The following is an 18,838-nucleotide window of genomic DNA, read 5'->3' on the forward strand; positions in this document are numbered from 1 at the left end:
CCGTTTAAGGCATGGGATGCAGGCTATAGTTTTCTAAAAACGTTACTAGTCAGCATCTAAAGATGCGTAACAGCTTATTGTAATAAAAGCTCAGTAAGCCCTACTTTATGCATGAATAACTGGCTCTCTTCATTCAACCCAACGATCATGACCTTCTTATTGAGCTTCCGGTATTTCTGAACTACCTTTGAAACTGCCGTTACAGCGGAATGATCCCACAGGTGAGAGTTGCTAAAGTCAATAATGATTTTTTCAGGGTCTTGATTGTAGTTAAACAACTCTATAAAGTGCGTCATTGAGCCGAAGAACAGTTGACCTGATATTTTATATAGTTTGGCTCCATTACTCTCTACCGATGTTGTTGTTTTAATCTGAGCAAGTTTCCAGCCAAAAATTAAAGTGCTAAGAATAACACCTGCTAAAACTCCTTTAGCAAGGTCATGAGTCCAGACGACAACAGCCACAGTCAGAGGCATAATCAAGGCTTCACTGACTGGCATTTTTTGCAAATGCTTTAGGGATTTCCAGTCAAAGGTTTCGATTGCCACCATAATCATCACACCGATAAGAGCCGCCATTGGGATTTGTACAACAACATCTTTCAAAATCATGATCGAGAAGAGAAGGAAGACTCCAGCCACAAATGTAGAGAAGCGGCTTCTTGCACCCGATCGCACATTAATGATCGATTGTCCTACCATCCCACAGCCAGCCATCCCACCAAAGAAACCTGTAACAATATTGGCTATACCTTGACCTTTAACTTCTTTATTTTTAGAACTTTTTGTGTCTGTCAACTCGTCTACAAGATCTGCCGTTAACAGAGATTCTAAAATACCCACAATCGCCAAAGGTAATGAATAAGGCAAAATAATTGCAAGGGTTTTCAGGGAAAAGTCTATGTTCGGGAAGTGAAATATCGGTAAAGCGCGAGTGATTTCTCCGATGTCTCCCACTCGTTGAACATCTAGTCCTGTCACCATTGCCACAATCGTCATAACAACAATGGCAACTAAAGGAGAAGGTATACTCTTATTTATACGAGGAAATAGATAAACAATTGCCAAGGTAGCAGCTACCATTACATACATTTGCCAAGGCTCTCCGACAAATTGTTGTAATTGAGCAGTAAAAATTAAAATAGCTAAGGCATTAACAAATCCAGCAATTACTGATGGTGGGATAAACGTAAAAAATCGCCCTAATTTTAAAACCCCCATTAAAAATTGAATAATTCCAGTTAGGATAGTAGCGGCAAATAAATATTCAATTCCATGCTTGGCGACCAAAGTTGTCATGAGTAACGCCATCGAGCCAGTTGCGGCGGAAACCATTGCCGGACGACCACCAGTGATAGAAATAACCGTCGCCATACAAAAAGAGGTATATAGCGCTACCATCGGATTTATCTTGACAATAGCAGCGAAGGCTAGAGATTCAGGAATCAGTGCAAGTGCTACCGTTATCCCAGCCAAAATCTCGGTTTGAATAGTGGTAAATCTTGGGAGCTTAATAGCTTTCAGCTTCCATTTTCGACCTCTTTTCATTTTGAAGGGTTGAGATCTAGCTTTAATGAAAGACATAATTACTCCTGATTGACAACAAATCTGTCTAAGTTAACTCATTTTTAACCAGTACTAAGCTTGATTTCAAGAATAATTTGATACCTATGAATATCTTGATAAATTCTTTATGGTATTTGAACAAATGTAAAATTATGATGAAGAATTTTTTCTTGAGTGTTTAATGTTACTTTTACTTCCTATAGGCTTCATAAAAGCATTAATACTCAATAAAGAAACAGCCAAAAAATTGGACGTTGATAGTTAGAAAATTCTAATAATAAGAATAGCTAAGTAGAAAGCGGAAACTCCCTCCCTATTTAGCACTGCCTAGTGCAAGAAGGCAGAAAATAGGAGGCTCCAGGGCAGAAAGACTATGGCTTGCACAGTAAGCTTTTCAACCTTTTTTAACGGGATAGTTATTTCCGCCGTGCTGCACTAGTAGAGACGCAATTAATTGCGTCTCTACTTTATTAAGGAGTCCAAATAAAAAAATATCCAGGTATTTTTTGTGGGGTGGCATCTTGCCTGCCCTAATTTAAATGGCAGGCGAGACGCCTGACCCACAAGACAAGATTGGATAATTTATTTCTTGAAAATCCCTTAGTAGGGCTAGAGCGGCAAAATTATAGCTTGCCAGTAAATACTTTCTCTGCGGGTCCGGTCATATATAGTCGTTGGTCTTGCTCTGACCATTCAATTTCTAGACAGCCACCAGGAAGTTCGACAGTACAAATGCGATCGCTTTTTCCCGTCAATACACCCGCCACGACAGAAGCACATGCTCCCGTACCACAAGCCAGCGTTATCCCAGCACCCCGCTCCCAAACCCGCATCTTCAAGTAATCTGGGCGTACCACTTGAATAAATTCTGTATTTGTCCGCTGCGGGAAAGCTGGATGATGCTCAAACTGAGGACCGATGGCTTCTAAAGGAATAGTGGCAACATCCTCAACAAAGGTAATGCAGTGAGGATTACCCATACTGACACAGGTAACTTGCCAGGATTGCCCTGCTGCTTCAATTGGGGTATTGATAACCTTGTGTTCAGCCGCCGCTAGAGTTGTGGGAATTTCGGCAGCACTCAGTTGGGGTAGCCCCATATCGACCCTAACTCTACCATTGCTTTCGAGTTTGAGCGTCATCACCCCCCCTAGGGTATGAATATGATATTGTGCCTTTGGCGCATCAGAGGTGCCATGAGTTTTGGCATCAGCCCTCTCTAAATCCGAGAGAAACTGCGCTAAACAGCGAATGCCATTACCACACATTTCTGGCTCAGAGCCATCGGAGTTAAAAATCCGCATTGCGTAGTCCGTGCCGTCTTGTCCTGGTAGGGCGAAGATGACACCATCAGCACCAATACCAAAATGGCGATCGCATAATTTTATCGCTTGCTCTGACGTAATAACGGGTTCGGTAGTGACGCGATTATCAATCAGAATGAAGTCATTACCCAGACCGTGGTACTTTGTAAATTCGATTTCCATAGATATATACCTCCACTTACTTAAGGATTTGCTGCATGGCTGAATTCGATCCGGGTCTACCCAGCTTTCGTCAAATTCAAGGCTTCATAAAAGAGGGACAAGAGGTAGAGATCAAACTTCTTACCCAAGATGTGCTACTCGGTCAGATTCGTTGGCAAGATCAGCACTGTATCTGTCTCAACTCGTCCGATGGTCAGCCAATGGTTGTTTGGCGTCATGCCATTGCTTATATCAAGCCACAAAATGGGGACTATGGGAGCCGCGCTCTACAAACAATTGAGTAACTAATATAGAGCTATCAGCTATCAGTGGTCAGCTTTCTAACGGTGGCTAGTTTTCTGAGGCTAATCGCCACTTCGCTGACTATCTAAAGGGAGAAACTCTTGCAGAGCTTCGCTTACAGGTGCCTTGAGTACCGGGAGTGAGATCACAGGGATCTCGGTTCCCTGGACAATCCACTGCCGTAATTGCTTGAGCGGATAACTACCACCGCATAAGAGCAAGTGGTCGCCGGAATGCACATCTGCGCCCCCATCGGGAAAGGCGATGAACTTTCCTTCCCGACGAATTGCTTGGACAGAAACGCCGTATTGCCGCCGGAAATGTAGCTCCCAAAGCGCTTTTCCAACGGCAGGACTTCCTGGGGGCACTTGCACCCACTGTACAGGTGTACTGGCTCCTGGGACTGCCACTCCCCCTTTTGCGAGTTCATTAAACGCCGCAATTTCCTCAGGTTCTCCTACTACTAATAAGCGATCGCCTTTTTTCAACCGAGTCTGTTCGTTAGGATAGTCAATTTCCTCACCTCCAGCACGACGAATCGCGACCAAACTCACACCTGTCAATTGGCGAGTATTTGCTTCTTTTAGCGTCATGCCAGTCAGCGGTGAATCATCTGGCAAGTTGTACCACTTGCTGTTCATTTCCTGCGCTGCCAACTTTAGTTCGCGTGCAATCTGAGATGAAGTTTGAGACGTGCGTAAGTCCAGGTAATGAGAATCGCGAATTTGCTGCATTTCTCGTTGAATGAGGGGTACGAATAAACCCATACCGCCGAGTAGATGGGTTGCCAATTCCAAACTCGCCTCAAACTCTGGTTGCACTACCTCTTTGGCTCCCAGTTGATAGAACAATTCAATGTCCCGGTCATTGTTAGCACGAACAACAATATCCAAATCAGGGTCTAGCTCTAATGCCCGTTTCAAGGAGAGTCGGCTACTCATCGGGTCAGGCAAGGTGATTGCTATCCCTTTTGCCTTATCTACCCCAGCCGTTTCTAACACATGTAAACTCGCCGCATTGCCATACACATAAGGTATACCCGCTTCTCTTAACTTTTGGATGCTACTTTCCGACTGATCAATTACCACAACTGGATAGTGATGCTCCTGTAACAGCCGCACAACATTACGTCCAACTTGACCATAGCCGCAAACCACAACATGATCTTGTATCGGCAAATCCCCCGACACTTCTTGCGGGATATCTGTTGTGTCGAGATAGCGCTTCAGCCCTTCCCATCCCTCAATCCAGGTAAAAAGTTTTGGAACTAGCTGCATTACAAACGGCGTAACCACTAGCGTTACTGCTGTTGTCCCCAAAATCAAGAGATAAACCCGTCGGGAAACAAGTCCCAAAGATTGCCCTTCACTAGCCAGGACAAACGAAAACTCCCCAATCTGAGCTAATCCTAAACCAGCAATTATTGCTGTCTTCAAGGGATAGCGGAAGACTTTGACCAACGGTGTGATAATCAAAAACTTGCCGACAAATACCAGTAAAACCAATCCCAGAATCAATTCCAGGTTGTTCCACAGGAAAATCGGGTCAATCAGCATCCCAATTGCGGCAAAAAATAGAGCGGCAAATACATCCCGCAGCGGTTCTACATAAGCCAGAGTTTGGTCGGCGTATTCCACCTCTGAAATCATCAAACCCGCGACAAAGGCTCCCATTTCAATCGAAAGCCCTAACTTATCCGTTAGTAATGCGATCGCCATACAGAGGGTAACGACACCAAGCAAAAATAGCTCTCGACTCTCTGTGCGAGCTAAGTGTCGCAGCAGAGGTGGAATTAACCAAATGCCAACAGCTACGGCACCAGCGGCAAATAATCCAATTTTTAATAAAGCGAGTCCCACCGCTATTCCGAGTGCTTCCGGTGGTTGATCGAGTGCTGGTAGTACTGCCAGCATCAATCCCAGTGCCAAATCCTGTACTACTAGAATCCCCAGCATCACTTGTCCGTGAGGGGTTCCGGCTTCATTACGCTCCATCAAGCACTTGAGGACAACCGCTGTCGAGGACAAGGACAAAATTGCTCCGAGGAAAACTCCCTGTGGGGGTGAACTCACCCACCCCATAACTAGAGACACCAAAGTTGTCACCAGGATAGTCAAAGCAATTTGTAGTCCACCACCTCCTAATGCGATCGCCTGGACTTTTTTGAGTTCTGCAAAGGAAAACTCAACGCCTAGGGCAAATAACAAAAAAGCCACCCCAAGCTGTGCCAGGGTTTCTATCTGAACCAGTTCTTTAATTAGACCAAGACCTGCGGGACCAACAATCATGCCTCCCAAGAGATAGCCCAACAAAGCAGGTTGACGGCAAAGAGATGCCAAGAGTCCACCGACAGCGGCGGCGGCGAGAACAGACACAAAGTCAACGATTAGTCGGAAGTCTTCTTGCACCTGTTTTATCTGAGAAAAGTATTAAGCTCTATTAACCTATAGAATACAAAGTTTTAATGCTCCTCTGTTACTCTGGGTCAGCTTAGAGCAAAAATTCAACGAGAAGCGTTGGAAACAGTTCGTGCGAGATGATAGTCTATCCGCTATTAGTAGCTAAACCGTTGTCAACAAACAGATAGAGGATTATTGACTGTGCCTTCAATGCCTACTTCGTCTCCATCACGCTCCCGCCGAAGCTGGCTTGCCAATGCTAGTTTGTGGGTTCGACGCCAACGCACTAATTGGTTACGAACCAGCCTGACTCTTGGCATCATTATTGCGATCGTTGCAGTAGCGGTGCCAGTACGAGCGGTGCAAGTGAGCTTATCACCGACTAACCTTCAGTTGGGTGATACATTATCCGTGGTCGTTCAACAAAGCCCGACCCTGAACAGCACTCCCACGATGAAAATGGGTGGGAAAACTTATCCAACTTTTATCACAAATTCAGGTAACTTCCGGGCGTTATTGCCGACTACACCTCTTGATCAACCAGGAACGCTGCAAATTCAGGTTGAAGGAGGGGGTGAAGTCAAAAAATTGTCAGTACCTTTGCGGAATCGCTCGTTTCCAACACAGCGTATCCGGCTTTCCGGAGCAGCTGGACAGTCTGCTACACAGCAGGAATTGGATCGGGTAGCCGCTTTCAAACAACTGGAGACACCAGAGAAATATTGGAAGGGGCCGTTCTTGAAACCTAATAGTGGTGCAATCTCGTCCGGTTACGGAATCCGCCGCTATTACAACGGTGTATTTGCTAAAGATTACTACCATCGTGGTGTAGACTACGCAGGAGGCATGGGTTCACCAGTGGTTGCCCCTGCGGCGGGTCGAGTCGCCTTGGTCGGAAGAGTCTCTGAAGGCTTCCGGGTGCATGGCAACACCGTGGGAATTGACCACGGTCAAGGCGTTACTAGTATCATGTTGCACCTGAGCCGCATTGATGTCCGAGAAGGGGAAATGGTACAAGCGGGTCAAAAAATCGGTGCTATTGGTTCTACGGGTGCTTCTACGGGTCCGCACTTACACTGGGGTCTGTATGTTCACGGTCTTTCTGTTGACCCAGTACCTTGGCGATTTGAGGGATTTGAGTAAAACTTGTTTTAAGTTTTGCTGAAATTTTCAACGATGACGCGGATCTTGTGTTCATTTGAAGAAAACTTATGGCAGGTTTCCTCTTCCTCGCTGAAAAAAGGGAAGCACACTCCAACATCATGAGTATTGAAAAAATCGTAGAACAAGCTCTACAAGATGGTTACTTGACCCCAGTAATGGAAACAGAGGTGGGGCGTATTTGTGACACAGCCTCGGAGCTTTCCATTGAAGAGTACATGGCGTTGGATCGGCTGATGGGGGCACTTCTAACGGGTGAAGTGGTTGCAGTGCCCCGCAAGCAGTTTATTAATGTGATGGAGGAGTTGGTGCTAACAGAAGCGATCGCACGAGTCGCTGAAATTGAAGCGACAAGCGATCGCGTCTTGGATGTCGGCGATATTGCCGCCTACGCGCTGAACCGACTGCCACCTCTATATGCCACAACCGAAGAAGGTGCAAAATACCAGCGTCAGCGAGCAAATGAGGAACTTCATGAGTTGATTACTCAACAAGTCGGTAATGCGATCTCCCGTAACTTGGATCGACCCAATTTTGGCTCTGAACGTCAAGCGATCGGGAAAAGCAGTGGAGGTGATGTCCTCAAGCAGGTGAGTAGCTTGCTACAGGTTTACGCACCCAGCTTTGAGCCAAAATCGCCAAGCAATAGCTTTGAGTAGCACTCGTTAGCCGTTGGTTGGAAAACTATAGTAAAAGGCAAAAGGCAGAAGGTTTATTACAAGTACGTGGTTGTTTGGGTTCTTAAATCTGTCCTAACCTTTATGGCTACAGCTATAACTACAAACAACCAACAACCAACAACCAACGACCAACAACATCCTATTTCTGAACAACAACTGGTGTTCCTACACTCACCTGCTCATACAAGGCTCGAATATCACTATTACGCATCCGCAAGCAGCCGTGGGAAACTGGCTGACCAATCAGTTGCTCTTTGTTGGTGCCATGGAACCCTATTTGATGCTGTCCATCAGACCAAAAACTGATCCAGCGATCGCCTAAAGGATTATCAGGCCCAGTAGTGATTAGTTCACCCGTGATCGGCTGCTGCCAGACTGGATTGCGTTGCTTTTGTATCACTTTAAAGGTGCCAGTAGGAGTCTCCCAACCGGGTTGACCAACAGCGACTGGGTAGCTTGAGAGGCGTTGCTTTCCCCAGTAGGTGTAGGCACGAGCATCACTCAAATCAACAACGACCTTAGTATGAAGCGAAGCGATCGCATGAGCCAGAAGGGGGATGGCTGGTGAAACCTGGATCAGCTTAGGTTTTGCTGGCAGAGGCTTTGGCTTTGGCTCTTGTCGTGCTGCTGAAAACAACACTGCCGCTCCTCCAAAGCAAAGCAGCATCACGCTTGTCTTGAATGAGTTTATGATGCCCATATTCACTCATGAGTGTTCGCAGGCGGCAACTCTACAATATCAAACCAGTACTCGGCTAGCGTATTCATTGCCTCAACTAGCAATTCAAATGTGCTTGGCTTAGTTAGGTAAGAACTTGCTCCTAGCTCATAACTACGACGAATGTCTTCCTCTGATGATGAGGATGTCAGCATGACAATCGGAATGCGCCGGAGCTTAGGGTTAGCTTTAATGATTTGTAGTGCCTCAATTCCATTAATTTTTGGTAGATACAAATCTAGCAAGATCAGATTAGGGTGTGGAGCGCTCACCAACTCGCTATACTGGCGGCGACGCTGTAGATAGTCCAGCAGCTCCTCACCATCTTTAACGATATACAACTTGTAACGTAGACGACTCTCACCGAGCGCCTGCTTGATCGAGATCTGGTCGTCAGGCGTATCTTCTGCTAGCAGAATGGTGATGCGATCTCTAGGATTCCTCACTCTCGTCCTGACTCCTTTGGGCTATTTGGCAATCAAGCAGTTTTTAACCAATAGTAAAGATAATTTTCCGGAAAAATTGCCTTATGAAGAGAATTCTGGTTATAGCTTCCAACGACGTAGACCTTCGACATTGAGTAGAGGTACATTGTACGCCTGGAATGGCAAAAGGCATAAATCCCGCCTGAGTGGTCACGCTTTGAGTTTACAGTTTTTTTAGAGTTATGAGTTAAGAGTAATGAGCAATAAATTTTTAAAGTCGTTGAGCCGTAATCCTTACCTAATAAAGGGTTGTGAATTTTTAACGTCTTTTTCACCTTACTACTCATTACGCTCAAGTAACTTTTTTTAGTAGAACTCACCCGATTGGGGGATGCTCTATGACTGTCATAAAAGAAATGATAGTTGCCTTGTGCTTGCTAATGCTTGCGTACTCACATCTAAAAGGCAATTACAAAGTCGCTGATTGATGCGGGAACTCTATGTGAAAGTTGTGCGTCTTTGGGAGGAAGGATGTTCTAGCACCCATTCCATCCATGAACCAATCGACTTCTGTAACTTGGTCAACCGTTGAGGCAACAGTCCCTCAAGTATCGGTGCAACCCGACAAACTCTCAAACTATGACTTGATTTTGCGCTGTCAGGACGGACTTCGCCCTGATCGGACTGCCTTTGCTGAACTTCTGCGTCGATATCAGTCCCATGTGGATAAGATTTTGTACCACTTGGCTCCCGACTGGCAGGATAGAGCTGACTTGGCGCAAGAAGTTTGGATTCGGGTTTACCGCAACATCAAGCGATTGCAAGAGCCAGTCAAGTTCCGGGGCTGGTTGAGCCGCATTGCTACGAATTTGTTCTATGATGAACTGCGTAAGCGCAAACGGGTCGCCAATCCTCTTTCGCTAGATGCTCCACGTCGTCTGGATGACGGAGAAATGGACTGGGAAATAGCCTCAGACAATCCCAATCCTGACGATGATATGACAACACGGGAGTTCTATGAACAGCTTCGTGAAGCCATCTCAGACTTGCCAGAGGTATTTCGGACAACTATTGTTCTGAGGGAAATTGAAGGCATGGCTTATGAGGAAATTGCTGAAATCACTGGCGTTTCCTTAGGTACCGTAAAGTCAAGAATTGCCAGAGCCAGATCTAGACTCCAATCCCAGCTTCAAACCTACTTAGAAGCCTAATTTGGGTTTCTTTCTTAAGGACGGTAAGCTGAGGTGGTTGTCAGTTTATTATGGAATCTATAAAATATCCTTGGTTGAGCGCTTGCTATGACTTGGTAGTAGACGGAAATGACCTCTAATTTTGACGCTCGTAAACATTCCAGGCAGGAAGCTGCTAAACAGATGGATAGCCTACAGCGCGATCGCTTTGAATTACTTAGTGCATTTATAGACGGTGAGGTAACAGCAGCAGAGCGTAGACAGGTGCAAGAGTTGTTGGCAACCGACGCGGATATGCAGCGTTTGCACTCCCGCCTTATGAAGCTACGCCAAGGTTTGCAAAAACTCCCAGTGCCAGCCGTTGATAACACGGCTCAAGATACGGCACAGGAAGTTTTCTCACGCATTGACCGTCGTCAGAATCGACGAACAGTCATGTGGGGTGGTGCTGCGATCGCAGCGATGGTTGTTGGTGCCTTATCAGGAATTCTTCCCGGAAGTGATTCACTGGTGCCACGGCTGGCTCAGTCTCTAAACCAAGAGGTGGCTCCAGAACCGCTAGAGATTGCGATTAACCGACCCGTGATTGAGATTCCTAAGGCAGCAGTAGCATTGCCTGAACAATCCCTGGATCTACCCGCAGTACCCCATGAGACTAACCAGAATGATCTCAATTAAATCACAGGTATAGGATGCAGGTGTTTGGCTAAGTTGAGACATCTGTAAAGCTCTCCTGGATCTATTACAAGCCGAAAATCCGCTGATGCTCACTACTTAGACCAGCGGATTTTCCGCATTGTTAAGCTCAACTCGTTCGGTTAGCCAAGTTTTAGAGACAAAGGGTGAAGGAAACAGTAGAGGTTCCGCTATTTGATATGAGTTCCAAACCTTACGCCACTGATCTCAACGTTCAAGTTCAAGGAAAGGGTTTCCCTATCCTCTGCTTACACGGGCATCCTGGTGCAGGCAGTAGTATGTCAGTTTTTACCCGACATCTATCACAACGGTTCCAGACTATTGCCCCTGATTTACGGGGATATGGCAAGAGTAGAACTCAATTAGACTTTAAAATGACCGACCACCTGATTGACTTGGAAGCGCTTCTAGACAACTTCCGGGTTGACCGTTGTCTTGTACTAGGTTGGTCTTTAGGCGGAATTCTTGCGATAGAGTTGGCGCTAAGACTACCAGAGCGAGTCACAGGTTTAATTTTAGTGGCTACAGCGGCTCGACCCAGAGGAAGTCATCCGCCAATTAGCTGGGAAGATAATTTCTACACTGGGCTTGCTTCGATTGTGAACCGACTACAACCTGGTTGGCAGTGGAATATTGAAAGGTTTGGAAAGCGATCGCTTTATCGCTACCTCATCCAACAACACACTCCGGCTGCCTACCAGTACCTTGCCCTCGAAGCCATGCCCGCTTATCTACAAACCTCTACGGCTGCCACCCGTGCCCTCAATACGGCTCTAAAAGCTGGCTATAACCGACTTGCAGACTTAGAGAAAATTCAATGTCCTTCCCTTGTATTGACAGGAGAAGCTGACCGACACATCACCGTCGAGTCAAGTCAAGAGACTGCTCAGCATCTCAAAAATTGTCAATGGCACTGCTACCCGAATACAGCTCACCTATTTCCTTGGGAGATTCCCGATCAGGTATTAGGCGATATCGACCACTGGATAGAAGATAATCCTCAGGCCGTCGGGTTAACTGGGAAATAACCAAGAAGGTGTAGAGCTAGCAAGAGGATTTTGGGGCAGTAGAAAGTTTGGGAGATGAGAAGAGTAGTTATGATGGCTGTCTACTAAGAGAATGTATTTTCTCGCGCTCACTCGGCTCGCCCAATTCATCAAAAAGTGTTAGTTTGCTCGGTTTACAGCGCCTGACACTAACAACAATGCCTTGAGCGCCTTCATTTTCCAAATCTTCAACATACCCAGTCTTCGCGACCTGAGCATCTTTATCACTGAAGAAAGGGCCAAAGTAGTAGGTGCAACGAGGGTTGTCCGTAATAATTTCAACCCAAAAAGCCAATCCTAAGAACTGGAGAATCTTGATCAACACTTCTTTCATGCTGTTTGCCTGGAATATAAGATTCTAATCGGTCTTTTAATACCGTTATTTTTACATTTTGTTATACAACTTCACGTTACTTTTTTCAAAGTATTCTTAGAAAGACTGCCAAGATACAAGAAATTTGACCAACGTTGTCGATAAGCTTCGTATAACACCATAGCGGCAGCAACCGAGGCATTTAAGCTCGGAGTTTTGCCTTGGAGGGGAATTGAGACTAGTTCATCACAACCACGTTCGGTTAGCAAGCTCAAACCATTGCCTTCTGAACCTACTACTAATGCTACTGGACCTTTAAATTCAACACTGTGTAGTACTTTACCGCTACTAGATGTTGTGCCATAAATCCAAAAGCCAGCCGATTTCAATTCCTCTAAAGCACGACCAAGATTGACAACCCGTGCGATTGAAAACGTTTCTAGAGCGCCCGCTGCAACTTTCATGACGGTGGAAGTCACTCCCACAGCACGACGTTGAGGGATAACTAAGCCCTGAGCGCCCATTGCTTCGGCTGTGCGAATAATTGCCCCTAAGTTGTGGGGGTCGGTGATGCTATCACAAACCAATATCACTGGCTGCTCAGCCGTGGCTTTTGCCTTATCAATTAAATCTCCTAAATCCACGTAAGGATATGGAGCAACTTGAGCGGCAATACCTTGATGGTTAGCGCCCTCTGTGATTTGGCTGAGGCGGCGAGGTTCTACTTCATCAATCACCGTACCATTTGCCTTGGCTTGGAGAAGTAAGGAGTGAAAGCGGGGATCGTAACGCAGTTGGGGAATAATCCAAATCCGGTTTAGCTGGCGCTGATTCTCTAGCGCCGCAATAACAGGATGACGCCCATAGATTAAGTCAGTATCCTCCTCTTCCTGCTGGGGGGCAACAGGTGGCTCGGTTGTTGTTGGCTTAAAATGTTGAGGTTCTTGATTGTTTTTGCGTATCGGCTTGGACACGGCAACAGGGTTGCGAGGTTTGAATGTCCTACTGTTCTTCTCCTGAGAGTGAACAGGCTTCCCCAGTTTCGGCTTCCTCGGATAGCGTTGCTCAAGTCGCTCAGTTTTGTCTTCTGAGGAATGGCGCAGCTTCGGCTCTGAGTTTTGGGAACGAACAGGCTTTCCTGGCTTCGGCTTCCCTGTAGAGCGAGGCTTGTAGCGGTCAGTGTTTTCGTCCTGAGAACGGGAGAATTTGCGATTTTCACGCGCCTCATGCATCGGCTTCCCTCGCTTTGGCTTACCAGGAGTGTGAGGGCGGCGGTTTTGATTAGCCATATTGTTAATAGTTGATGATTTAATGGGGATCGAGTGGTAAATGCGCTAACAACTGGGTTAGACGTTGGGGATTAGTCAGGTACAGGTATCCAATTAAGGTTTCTAAGCTAGTTGCTTGCTGATAGATTTCCGGATCGAGACGCCGAGGGATTCCTGCCGTGGCATTGCGCCCACGCCGCAAGATTTCGAGTTCGCCTTCAGTGAGGTGGGGAGTGATTAATCGCAGAGTATTGGCTTGACTCTCTGCTCGGACTTGATCCACTACATGATCATGATAGTTATTAAGGCGCTTAGGGGGGAGCAGATAGCAGGTTCGGATATAAAGTTCATAAACAGCATCTCCTAGATACGCCAAAGACGCTGGTGAAACTTGTTGAATTTTAAAGTTGGAATCAGCGACATTACTCAAGAGCTTAAACCGAGCTTCCGCCCATGAGAGTGCTGATTCAGTTTCTAAGATATTTGAAGGCTCTTCCTCCTGTGATGTCACAAACTCTGCCGACCTCAACCTTCTAAATTTTAGCGTTGCCAGGAATTTTTCATGGCATTAATAAGACTCAAAGACAAGCCACTGAGGTTCCCGATAGAATAAGGGCGAGCTTGAAAGCCCGCCCTGACATTTGTGTACAGTTTTGTCAGCTACCCTTTACATTTTCCAAGGCTTCTTCAACAGAAGGTTGCAGCGAGAGAAATTTTTCTAGGCGAACCAGCTTGACTGTTTGAGTCACACGGGGATTCGTTACAATTTGCAATGTTCCCTCAGCTGTTTGAGCCTTCTTCACTAACTGCACTAAAGCGCCCAATCCAGAGCTATCGACAAAGTCGATCTTGGAAAGATCCAAAATAACGTTCGTCGGGCCATCATCAATATGTTTGCTAACGACCTTGCGGAATGTAGCTTCCGAAAAGGCATCTAGCAATCCAGTGAGGCGGAAAAGTTGGCAATTTTCCCTAACTTCGCGAGTGCCCCTTAAGCTGACTGTCAGGGTTAGTGGCTCAGGAATAACACCCTCCTACTGTAGCGTACTAACATTTTTATTTTTGACATTCCCCTTGGCAACAAGACTAAGGCTATAACCGGGGATTCTTGGGCTGATCTTACCTCTGGCAAACAGATGATTTGTCATCCAGATTTTAGATCAAGAAGTTTCCTTTGGTCGTTGCCGACCCAGCCTCAAGCTTAAATTTCGGTGTGCCCCACCGTATCTGCCTATTGTTATAAATAGGCTCATACGGCGCTTTACACGTTCCAAATCAGCTTAAGGCTTTCTTCGGAGGTACTCCAACACCGTATGCAATAGTATAGCGAGAAGTTCCCGTCTACTTTAAAGTAACCTGCTATTTTTGGCAAGGCTTTATATTACCTTTAAGTCGCACTTTATAAAAGCCGTTTTAGTTTTGGCTCCCTTGAACTGCGGTTTGACGATGCGATCAGCTTTGCTGGTGCGCTTTGCGCGATCGCATTGATTGGACAAACTGCTCGAATAGATAGTCAGCATCGTGAGGTCCCGGACTTGCCTCTGGGTGGTACTGCACCGAGAAGAAGGGCAACGTTTTGTGACGCAACCCGGCTACTGTATGGTCATTCAGGTTGAAGTGAGTAATTTCTACTTCAGGATTTAAAGTATCAGCATTAATTGCAAAACCGTGATTCTGGCTAGTAATTTCTACCTGCCGCTGTAACCCTGCTGGGTGATTTAAGCCCCGGTGACCAAATTTGAGCTTAAAGGTTTCCGCACCCAAGGAAAGACCGAGAATTTGGTGACCCATGCAAATGCCAAATATGGGTCGCTGACGCTCTAATAAGGCTCTTGTCGTGGCAATTCCTTCACTAACAGCGGCTGGGTCGCCTGGGCCATTGGAGAGAAAAATTCCGTCAGGGTTGTAATTGATAATTTCCTCAGGCGGTGTATCGGCAGGAACCACAATCACGCGGCAACCATAGCTTGCCAAACGCCGCAGGATGTTGCGTTTCATGCCAAAATCAATCGCTACAACTGTCAGGGGTTTATCCGGAGTCTCATCCAGTACGGGGCGAAACTCCCAGATTTCATCTGTGGGGTCAGACCACTCATAGACCTCTTTCGTTGTGACTTCCCGAACCAGATTTAATCCTGCCATGCTGGGTGCCGCCTGAACCTTTTTGAGCAACTCGGCAGGGTCGAGAATGTCTGTGGAAATGCCACCGTTCATGGCACCGGAGGATCGAAGTTTAATGGTTAAGGCTCTAGTATCGATCCCGTAAATTCCTGGGATGTTATGTTCCTTGAAGTAGTCAGGCAAGGACTGTGTTGAGCGCCAATTACTAGGACGACGAGCAATGTTACGTGCGATCGCACCCCGGATTTGAGGGTGTGCGGATTCTTCATCCTCTGGGTTAACACCCGTATTGCCCAATTCGGGATACGTGAAGGTGACAATCTGACCACAGTAGCTAGGATCGGTTGCTACCTCTTGGTAACCCGTCATCGCAGTGTTAAACACTACTTCTCCAATGGCAGTACCAGTAGCACCGAAAGACCAGCCTTGGTACGATGTTCCATCTGCTAGCACGAGCAGAGCAGGTGAAGCCGCTAAAACAGGCATAAGCAGTTGATAATTGTGAGTTGTTAGTTTTTAGTTGTTGGTGGTCGATGGAAGGACATGAGGAACAACTAATCACTGACGTGTTATTATCTCATGGCTTTAAGGAGACTGGCAGGTTTTTAAGCCATCAATTGTTAGCAGATGATAACAGCGATAACGTAGTACAACTCGACTGTCTCCTCTCAAAGGAGGAGAGTTTAAAAGGCAAGTGTATTACCTCAGTCTGTATGTTTAAACTGGAATATAGATAGATAGCTCATGAGTAATTTTAAAGTGCATGTCTTCTCATGAACGTGCGGCAATTGTGCTGCTTTCAGGTACCCTAGCCTTGCTCAATGTGGCTTGCAGCCGCATCACGGCTGTATCAAAGCCCCATGAACCATCACCAGTTGCCGTCTCTTCAACTTCAAGTCCTGTTGCGAAGCCATCGGCTAAGCCCAAACCAGCAGCGACACCGACAAGTCAATCCCCACTTGCGGCAAAAGAAGCTTATGAACGGGCATTGGATGTTGCCTACAGTGCAGCAACCATTAGTCAATCCGCTGAGTCTTCCGGCGATTGGCAACTGGTGAGTAGTCGCTGGCAAGAAGCGATCGCGTTATTGGGCAGCTTGCCCCCTTCTAGTTCTTATCAGGCGATCGCTAAGCAGAAAATTTCGGAATATCAACGTAATTTGCGTATCGCTCAACAACTCGCGACTCGTCCGCTTCCTGATTCTCCAGCAAGAACTACAGTAGCAACAGCTCCCCGAACTGTTGTTGAGCAAGCGACTCCCCCCACCTCGCCAATCACTAACACGCCAACACCCAAGACGAACTTAATCCCCGCTTCTGCTAAGTCGCAGGTGATTACAGTTCCAATTAAACGTCGCGCTGGTCGAACACCAGTTATCGAGGTGATGTTTAATGGTGGTCAGAGGTTTGAGATGATTGTCGATACTGGCGCTAGTGGTACTGTAATTACACAAGCTATGGCTGATAGCCTTGGTATTGAGCCAGAGGGTGAAGTGATAGCGGATACAGCTAGTGCTAAAGCCGTAAAGTTTCCCATTGGTAAAGTTCAATCAATTGCTGTTGAGGACGCAGTGGAAACGAATGTTCCTGTTGCGATTGGTGGATCTGAGCTGGATTTAGGACTGCTTGGTCAAGACTTCTATGGGAAGTATGATGTCTGGATTAAAAAAGATGTTGTTGAATTTCACCCTCGTTGATTTTATCCAATCAGCTCTTAACTAGTCCTCATTAACTGCGTACACCAAAACGATAGGTAAGTTGCTGAGTGCAGCGTGGCGGAAATAACTATCCAGTTGGACATTAGCTATAAGGCTACTGTACAAGTAATGTTGCTTCTGCCTTCTGCCTTCTGTCTTCTGTCTTCTTGCACTGAGCGAGTTGCCCCAGACCCATGTTCTGCGTACTTGCTGCCATCATCGCGAGAACTGGGACTGGGTCTAATCGAGACTGCCTCGAAGGTGCGATCGCTTCACCTAAAACACGTTTGGTGTCCAGCTACCATGTAGACCGTAAGGGACGTGATGCTTCAGGTGGAGTCGTGCCACTGGTCCTCGATTGAAGTCACGACCATCTAAAATCACGACATCAGACCGATGGCGGCTAGCATCATAAACTAATGAAAGCACCCAACCGTCATCTTCTTCGTTGCCATCAGGTCGAGGAACGAAAATAGGCTCACTGACATAACCTTGGGGTGCAGCACTCCAGAGTTGTTGTTCGCCTGTTACTGCATCCAGTTTGAGAAGTGCTTGTAGGGGTGCATTCCCGGTTGGATTATGAGCAGCCCCCATGAACAAGTAGCGGTAGGGGTGTCCGACATGGTTGGGATGAACGTAGGGAAACTCGCAGCAACGCTCTTCTAGTAGGCGACGTTGTACAGTTTTGTCATTCAAGTTTAGGGTAAACCGCCACAGTTGTCCTGGTGCGATCGCATCAAAATCAACCTGTCGGAAATCGCTATTCGCTTCAACTTCCGGAAAAGACTCGTAGCAAATCGAGTCAATGCAAATCTTGTCATCTTGTTCAAACGCATTCGCATGGTGGAAGACAAAACCCGATTGCGTCTCTAGTATTTGGACTGGTTCTTTGGAATTACGGGGAATCACCAAAATACGGGTAGGCTTTTTCGGTTCAAACTTCACGCACTCCCCCGCACCCCTGAGTCCCAACGCGAAGGGAATTGGATTGAAGCTAACAGGATTTTGGAAGAACAGGCAGTAATTTGGCGTAATCGCAAAGTCGTGAATGAAAGCAAACCCAGGAACACTTCTAGCCTGACTCCGCAGAAGTTTACCTTGTGGGTCTAACTCATAGATGGTAATTGTGGTGGAAAGACCTGGTTTAATCGCAAAATTAACCAGAATAGGGGAACCATCATCTTGTTCACAATTCGGGTCAATCCTGGGGTGGGCAGCAAAGGCGTTACCCTCTTCCAAAACACCATCCAAGTAATCTTTTCCTAGTGTTTCTAGAGTTTTTGGGTTTAAGCCGTGAGGTTCTGCTGCTTCCCACAAGGCAAGGAGTTTGCCCCCCCAGTAGATGATGTTGGTATTGGCAATATTTTTGTGTTGGAAGTCAAAGGCATTAGCTAGCCAGCCTCCTGGCTTTTGGGTGCCAAAAACGCCTCGATAGAGAATTTTTCCCGCTTGCTGTTCTTTAAGGTAGCCTTCGGTCCGAATAAAGCGATTGCGGAAGTGGGCGCGACCATTATCAAAAGCGATCGCACAGATCATTCCATCTCCATCAAAGGGATGATGAATACGCTGACCATTTACTTCCAATAATCCAGGCCCATTACGAAACAAGGTCCCCTGTAACGATGAAGGAATCTCCCCTTCTACCTCATCAATCCAATAGTCATATTCATTCGGCTGCGATAGATAGCCTTTTTTCCAGTCATTGCGCTCATAAGGCACCGAAGAGACAGGTACCGAAAAACGTTCTTTAATCGGTAAGTTTTGCATGATTTTTTTATCAGTGAGAATAGT

At 46.4% G+C, this 18,838-nt stretch carries 18 protein-coding genes; 7 read left to right on the forward strand and 11 right to left on the reverse strand.

Going from position 1 to position 18,838, the window contains the following annotated elements:
- Positions 1 to 74: 74 nt before the first annotated feature.
- Positions 75 to 1,583, reverse strand: a complete 1,509-nt coding sequence (locus AC5JL3_RS14600) for a SulP family inorganic anion transporter (protein ID WP_496075162.1) — start codon at positions 1,581 to 1,583, stop codon at positions 75 to 77.
- A 605-nt stretch (positions 1,584 to 2,188) separates the two neighbouring features.
- The gene (gene dapF, locus AC5JL3_RS14605) at positions 2,189 to 3,052 is read right to left on the reverse strand and encodes a diaminopimelate epimerase (protein WP_496075163.1); all 864 of its coding nucleotides are present in this window, start codon (positions 3,050 to 3,052) and stop codon (positions 2,189 to 2,191) included.
- A 35-nt stretch (positions 3,053 to 3,087) separates the two neighbouring features.
- On the opposite strand from dapF, the gene AC5JL3_RS14610 reads away from it, so the two are divergent.
- Positions 3,088 to 3,336, forward strand: a complete 249-nt coding sequence (locus AC5JL3_RS14610; protein ID WP_192217173.1) for an Hfq-related RNA-binding protein — start codon at positions 3,088 to 3,090, stop codon at positions 3,334 to 3,336.
- A gap of 60 nt (positions 3,337 to 3,396) precedes the next feature.
- Here the strand turns inward: AC5JL3_RS14610 and AC5JL3_RS14615 are convergent, their stop codons facing one another.
- Positions 3,397 to 5,742 (reverse strand): monovalent cation:proton antiporter family protein, encoded by a 2,346-nt coding sequence (locus tag AC5JL3_RS14615; RefSeq protein ID WP_496075164.1) that lies wholly within the window; start codon positions 5,740 to 5,742, stop codon positions 3,397 to 3,399.
- A 201-nt stretch (positions 5,743 to 5,943) separates the two neighbouring features.
- On the opposite strand from AC5JL3_RS14615, the gene AC5JL3_RS14620 reads away from it, so the two are divergent.
- Together AC5JL3_RS14620 and AC5JL3_RS14625 are read left to right on the forward strand one after the other, a co-directional pair.
- On the forward strand, positions 5,944 to 6,876 hold the full coding sequence (locus AC5JL3_RS14620) for a M23 family metallopeptidase (protein WP_496075165.1): 933 nt from the start codon (positions 5,944 to 5,946) through the stop codon (positions 6,874 to 6,876).
- 119 nt (positions 6,877 to 6,995) lie between these two features.
- On the forward strand, positions 6,996 to 7,553 hold the full coding sequence (locus AC5JL3_RS14625; protein WP_496075166.1) for a late competence development ComFB family protein: 558 nt from the start codon (positions 6,996 to 6,998) through the stop codon (positions 7,551 to 7,553).
- A 160-nt stretch (positions 7,554 to 7,713) separates the two neighbouring features.
- On the opposite strand, the gene AC5JL3_RS14630 is transcribed toward AC5JL3_RS14625, so the two are convergent.
- Together AC5JL3_RS14630 and AC5JL3_RS14635 are read right to left on the reverse strand one after the other, a co-directional pair.
- Entirely contained in the window at positions 7,714 to 8,241 is a 528-nt protein-coding gene (locus tag AC5JL3_RS14630; RefSeq protein WP_496075167.1) for a L,D-transpeptidase, read from the reverse strand.
- A gap of 35 nt (positions 8,242 to 8,276) precedes the next feature.
- Entirely contained in the window at positions 8,277 to 8,738 is a 462-nt protein-coding gene (locus AC5JL3_RS14635; RefSeq protein WP_192217178.1) for a response regulator, read from the reverse strand.
- Positions 8,739 to 9,271: 533 nt separating this feature from the next.
- Between AC5JL3_RS14635 and AC5JL3_RS14640 the strand changes: the two genes are divergently transcribed.
- From AC5JL3_RS14640 to AC5JL3_RS14650, 3 genes are all read left to right on the forward strand, one after another.
- Complete coding sequence (locus AC5JL3_RS14640; protein ID WP_192217179.1) at positions 9,272 to 9,928, forward strand: sigma-70 family RNA polymerase sigma factor; 657 nt, start codon at positions 9,272 to 9,274, stop codon at positions 9,926 to 9,928.
- Between the two features lie 108 nt (positions 9,929 to 10,036).
- Positions 10,037 to 10,585: an anti-sigma factor family protein gene (locus tag AC5JL3_RS14645; RefSeq protein ID WP_496075168.1), complete on the forward strand. Its 549-nt coding sequence runs from the start codon at positions 10,037 to 10,039 to the stop codon at positions 10,583 to 10,585.
- 197 nt (positions 10,586 to 10,782) lie between these two features.
- The gene (locus AC5JL3_RS14650) at positions 10,783 to 11,631 is read left to right on the forward strand and encodes an alpha/beta fold hydrolase (protein WP_496075169.1); all 849 of its coding nucleotides are present in this window, start codon (positions 10,783 to 10,785) and stop codon (positions 11,629 to 11,631) included.
- A gap of 67 nt (positions 11,632 to 11,698) precedes the next feature.
- On the opposite strand, the gene AC5JL3_RS14655 is transcribed toward AC5JL3_RS14650, so the two are convergent.
- The 5 genes from AC5JL3_RS14655 to carA form a co-directional block, all read right to left on the reverse strand.
- Entirely contained in the window at positions 11,699 to 11,983 is a 285-nt protein-coding gene (locus AC5JL3_RS14655) for a DUF1816 domain-containing protein (RefSeq protein WP_496075170.1), read from the reverse strand.
- 71 nt (positions 11,984 to 12,054) lie between these two features.
- Positions 12,055 to 13,251, reverse strand: a complete 1,197-nt coding sequence (rlmB, locus tag AC5JL3_RS14660; protein ID WP_496075171.1) for a 23S rRNA (guanosine(2251)-2'-O)-methyltransferase RlmB — start codon at positions 13,249 to 13,251, stop codon at positions 12,055 to 12,057.
- A gap of 19 nt (positions 13,252 to 13,270) precedes the next feature.
- The gene (locus AC5JL3_RS14665) at positions 13,271 to 13,741 is read right to left on the reverse strand and encodes a Mini-ribonuclease 3 (protein ID WP_496075172.1); all 471 of its coding nucleotides are present in this window, start codon (positions 13,739 to 13,741) and stop codon (positions 13,271 to 13,273) included.
- Between the two features lie 145 nt (positions 13,742 to 13,886).
- Positions 13,887 to 14,255, reverse strand: a complete 369-nt coding sequence (locus AC5JL3_RS14670; RefSeq protein WP_192217318.1) for an STAS domain-containing protein — start codon at positions 14,253 to 14,255, stop codon at positions 13,887 to 13,889.
- Positions 14,256 to 14,682: 427 nt separating this feature from the next.
- Positions 14,683 to 15,837 (reverse strand): glutamine-hydrolyzing carbamoyl-phosphate synthase small subunit, encoded by a 1,155-nt coding sequence (gene carA, locus AC5JL3_RS14675; protein WP_496075173.1) that lies wholly within the window; start codon positions 15,835 to 15,837, stop codon positions 14,683 to 14,685.
- Between the two features lie 277 nt (positions 15,838 to 16,114).
- Here carA and AC5JL3_RS14680 point away from each other — a divergent pair, with 277 nt between their 5' ends.
- The gene (locus tag AC5JL3_RS14680) at positions 16,115 to 17,047 is read left to right on the forward strand and encodes a retropepsin-like aspartic protease family protein (protein ID WP_496075174.1); all 933 of its coding nucleotides are present in this window, start codon (positions 16,115 to 16,117) and stop codon (positions 17,045 to 17,047) included.
- Positions 17,048 to 17,323: 276 nt separating this feature from the next.
- Here AC5JL3_RS14680 and AC5JL3_RS14685 read toward each other — a convergent pair whose 3' ends face one another.
- Complete coding sequence (locus tag AC5JL3_RS14685; protein WP_496075175.1) at positions 17,324 to 18,814, reverse strand: carotenoid oxygenase family protein; 1,491 nt, start codon at positions 18,812 to 18,814, stop codon at positions 17,324 to 17,326.
- Positions 18,815 to 18,838 lie beyond the last annotated feature (24 nt).

The organism is Symplocastrum torsivum, from assembly GCF_059505465.1.

Coding starts and splice junctions, on each gene's coding strand:
- AC5JL3_RS14645 (WP_496075168.1), top strand. CDS start 10,037: ATGACCTCTAATTTTGACGCTCGTAAACATTCCAGGCAGGAAGCTGCT.
- carA (WP_496075173.1), bottom strand. CDS start 15,837: ATGCCTGTTTTAGCGGCTTCACCTGCTCTGCTCGTGCTAGCAGATGGA.
- AC5JL3_RS14610 (WP_192217173.1), top strand. CDS start 3,088: ATGGCTGAATTCGATCCGGGTCTACCCAGCTTTCGTCAAATTCAAGGC.
- AC5JL3_RS14680 (WP_496075174.1), top strand. CDS start 16,115: ATGTCTTCTCATGAACGTGCGGCAATTGTGCTGCTTTCAGGTACCCTA.
- AC5JL3_RS14685 (WP_496075175.1), bottom strand. CDS start 18,814: ATGCAAAACTTACCGATTAAAGAACGTTTTTCGGTACCTGTCTCTTCG.
- AC5JL3_RS14625 (WP_496075166.1), top strand. CDS start 6,996: ATGAGTATTGAAAAAATCGTAGAACAAGCTCTACAAGATGGTTACTTG.
- AC5JL3_RS14630 (WP_496075167.1), bottom strand. CDS start 8,241: ATGCTGCTTTGCTTTGGAGGAGCGGCAGTGTTGTTTTCAGCAGCACGA.
- AC5JL3_RS14640 (WP_192217179.1), top strand. CDS start 9,272: ATGAACCAATCGACTTCTGTAACTTGGTCAACCGTTGAGGCAACAGTC.
- rlmB (WP_496075171.1), bottom strand. CDS start 13,251: ATGGCTAATCAAAACCGCCGCCCTCACACTCCTGGTAAGCCAAAGCGA.
- AC5JL3_RS14600 (WP_496075162.1), bottom strand. CDS start 1,583: ATGTCTTTCATTAAAGCTAGATCTCAACCCTTCAAAATGAAAAGAGGT.
- AC5JL3_RS14655 (WP_496075170.1), bottom strand. CDS start 11,983: ATGAAAGAAGTGTTGATCAAGATTCTCCAGTTCTTAGGATTGGCTTTT.
- AC5JL3_RS14650 (WP_496075169.1), top strand. CDS start 10,783: ATGAGTTCCAAACCTTACGCCACTGATCTCAACGTTCAAGTTCAAGGA.
- AC5JL3_RS14620 (WP_496075165.1), top strand. CDS start 5,944: ATGCCTACTTCGTCTCCATCACGCTCCCGCCGAAGCTGGCTTGCCAAT.
- dapF (WP_496075163.1), bottom strand. CDS start 3,052: ATGGAAATCGAATTTACAAAGTACCACGGTCTGGGTAATGACTTCATT.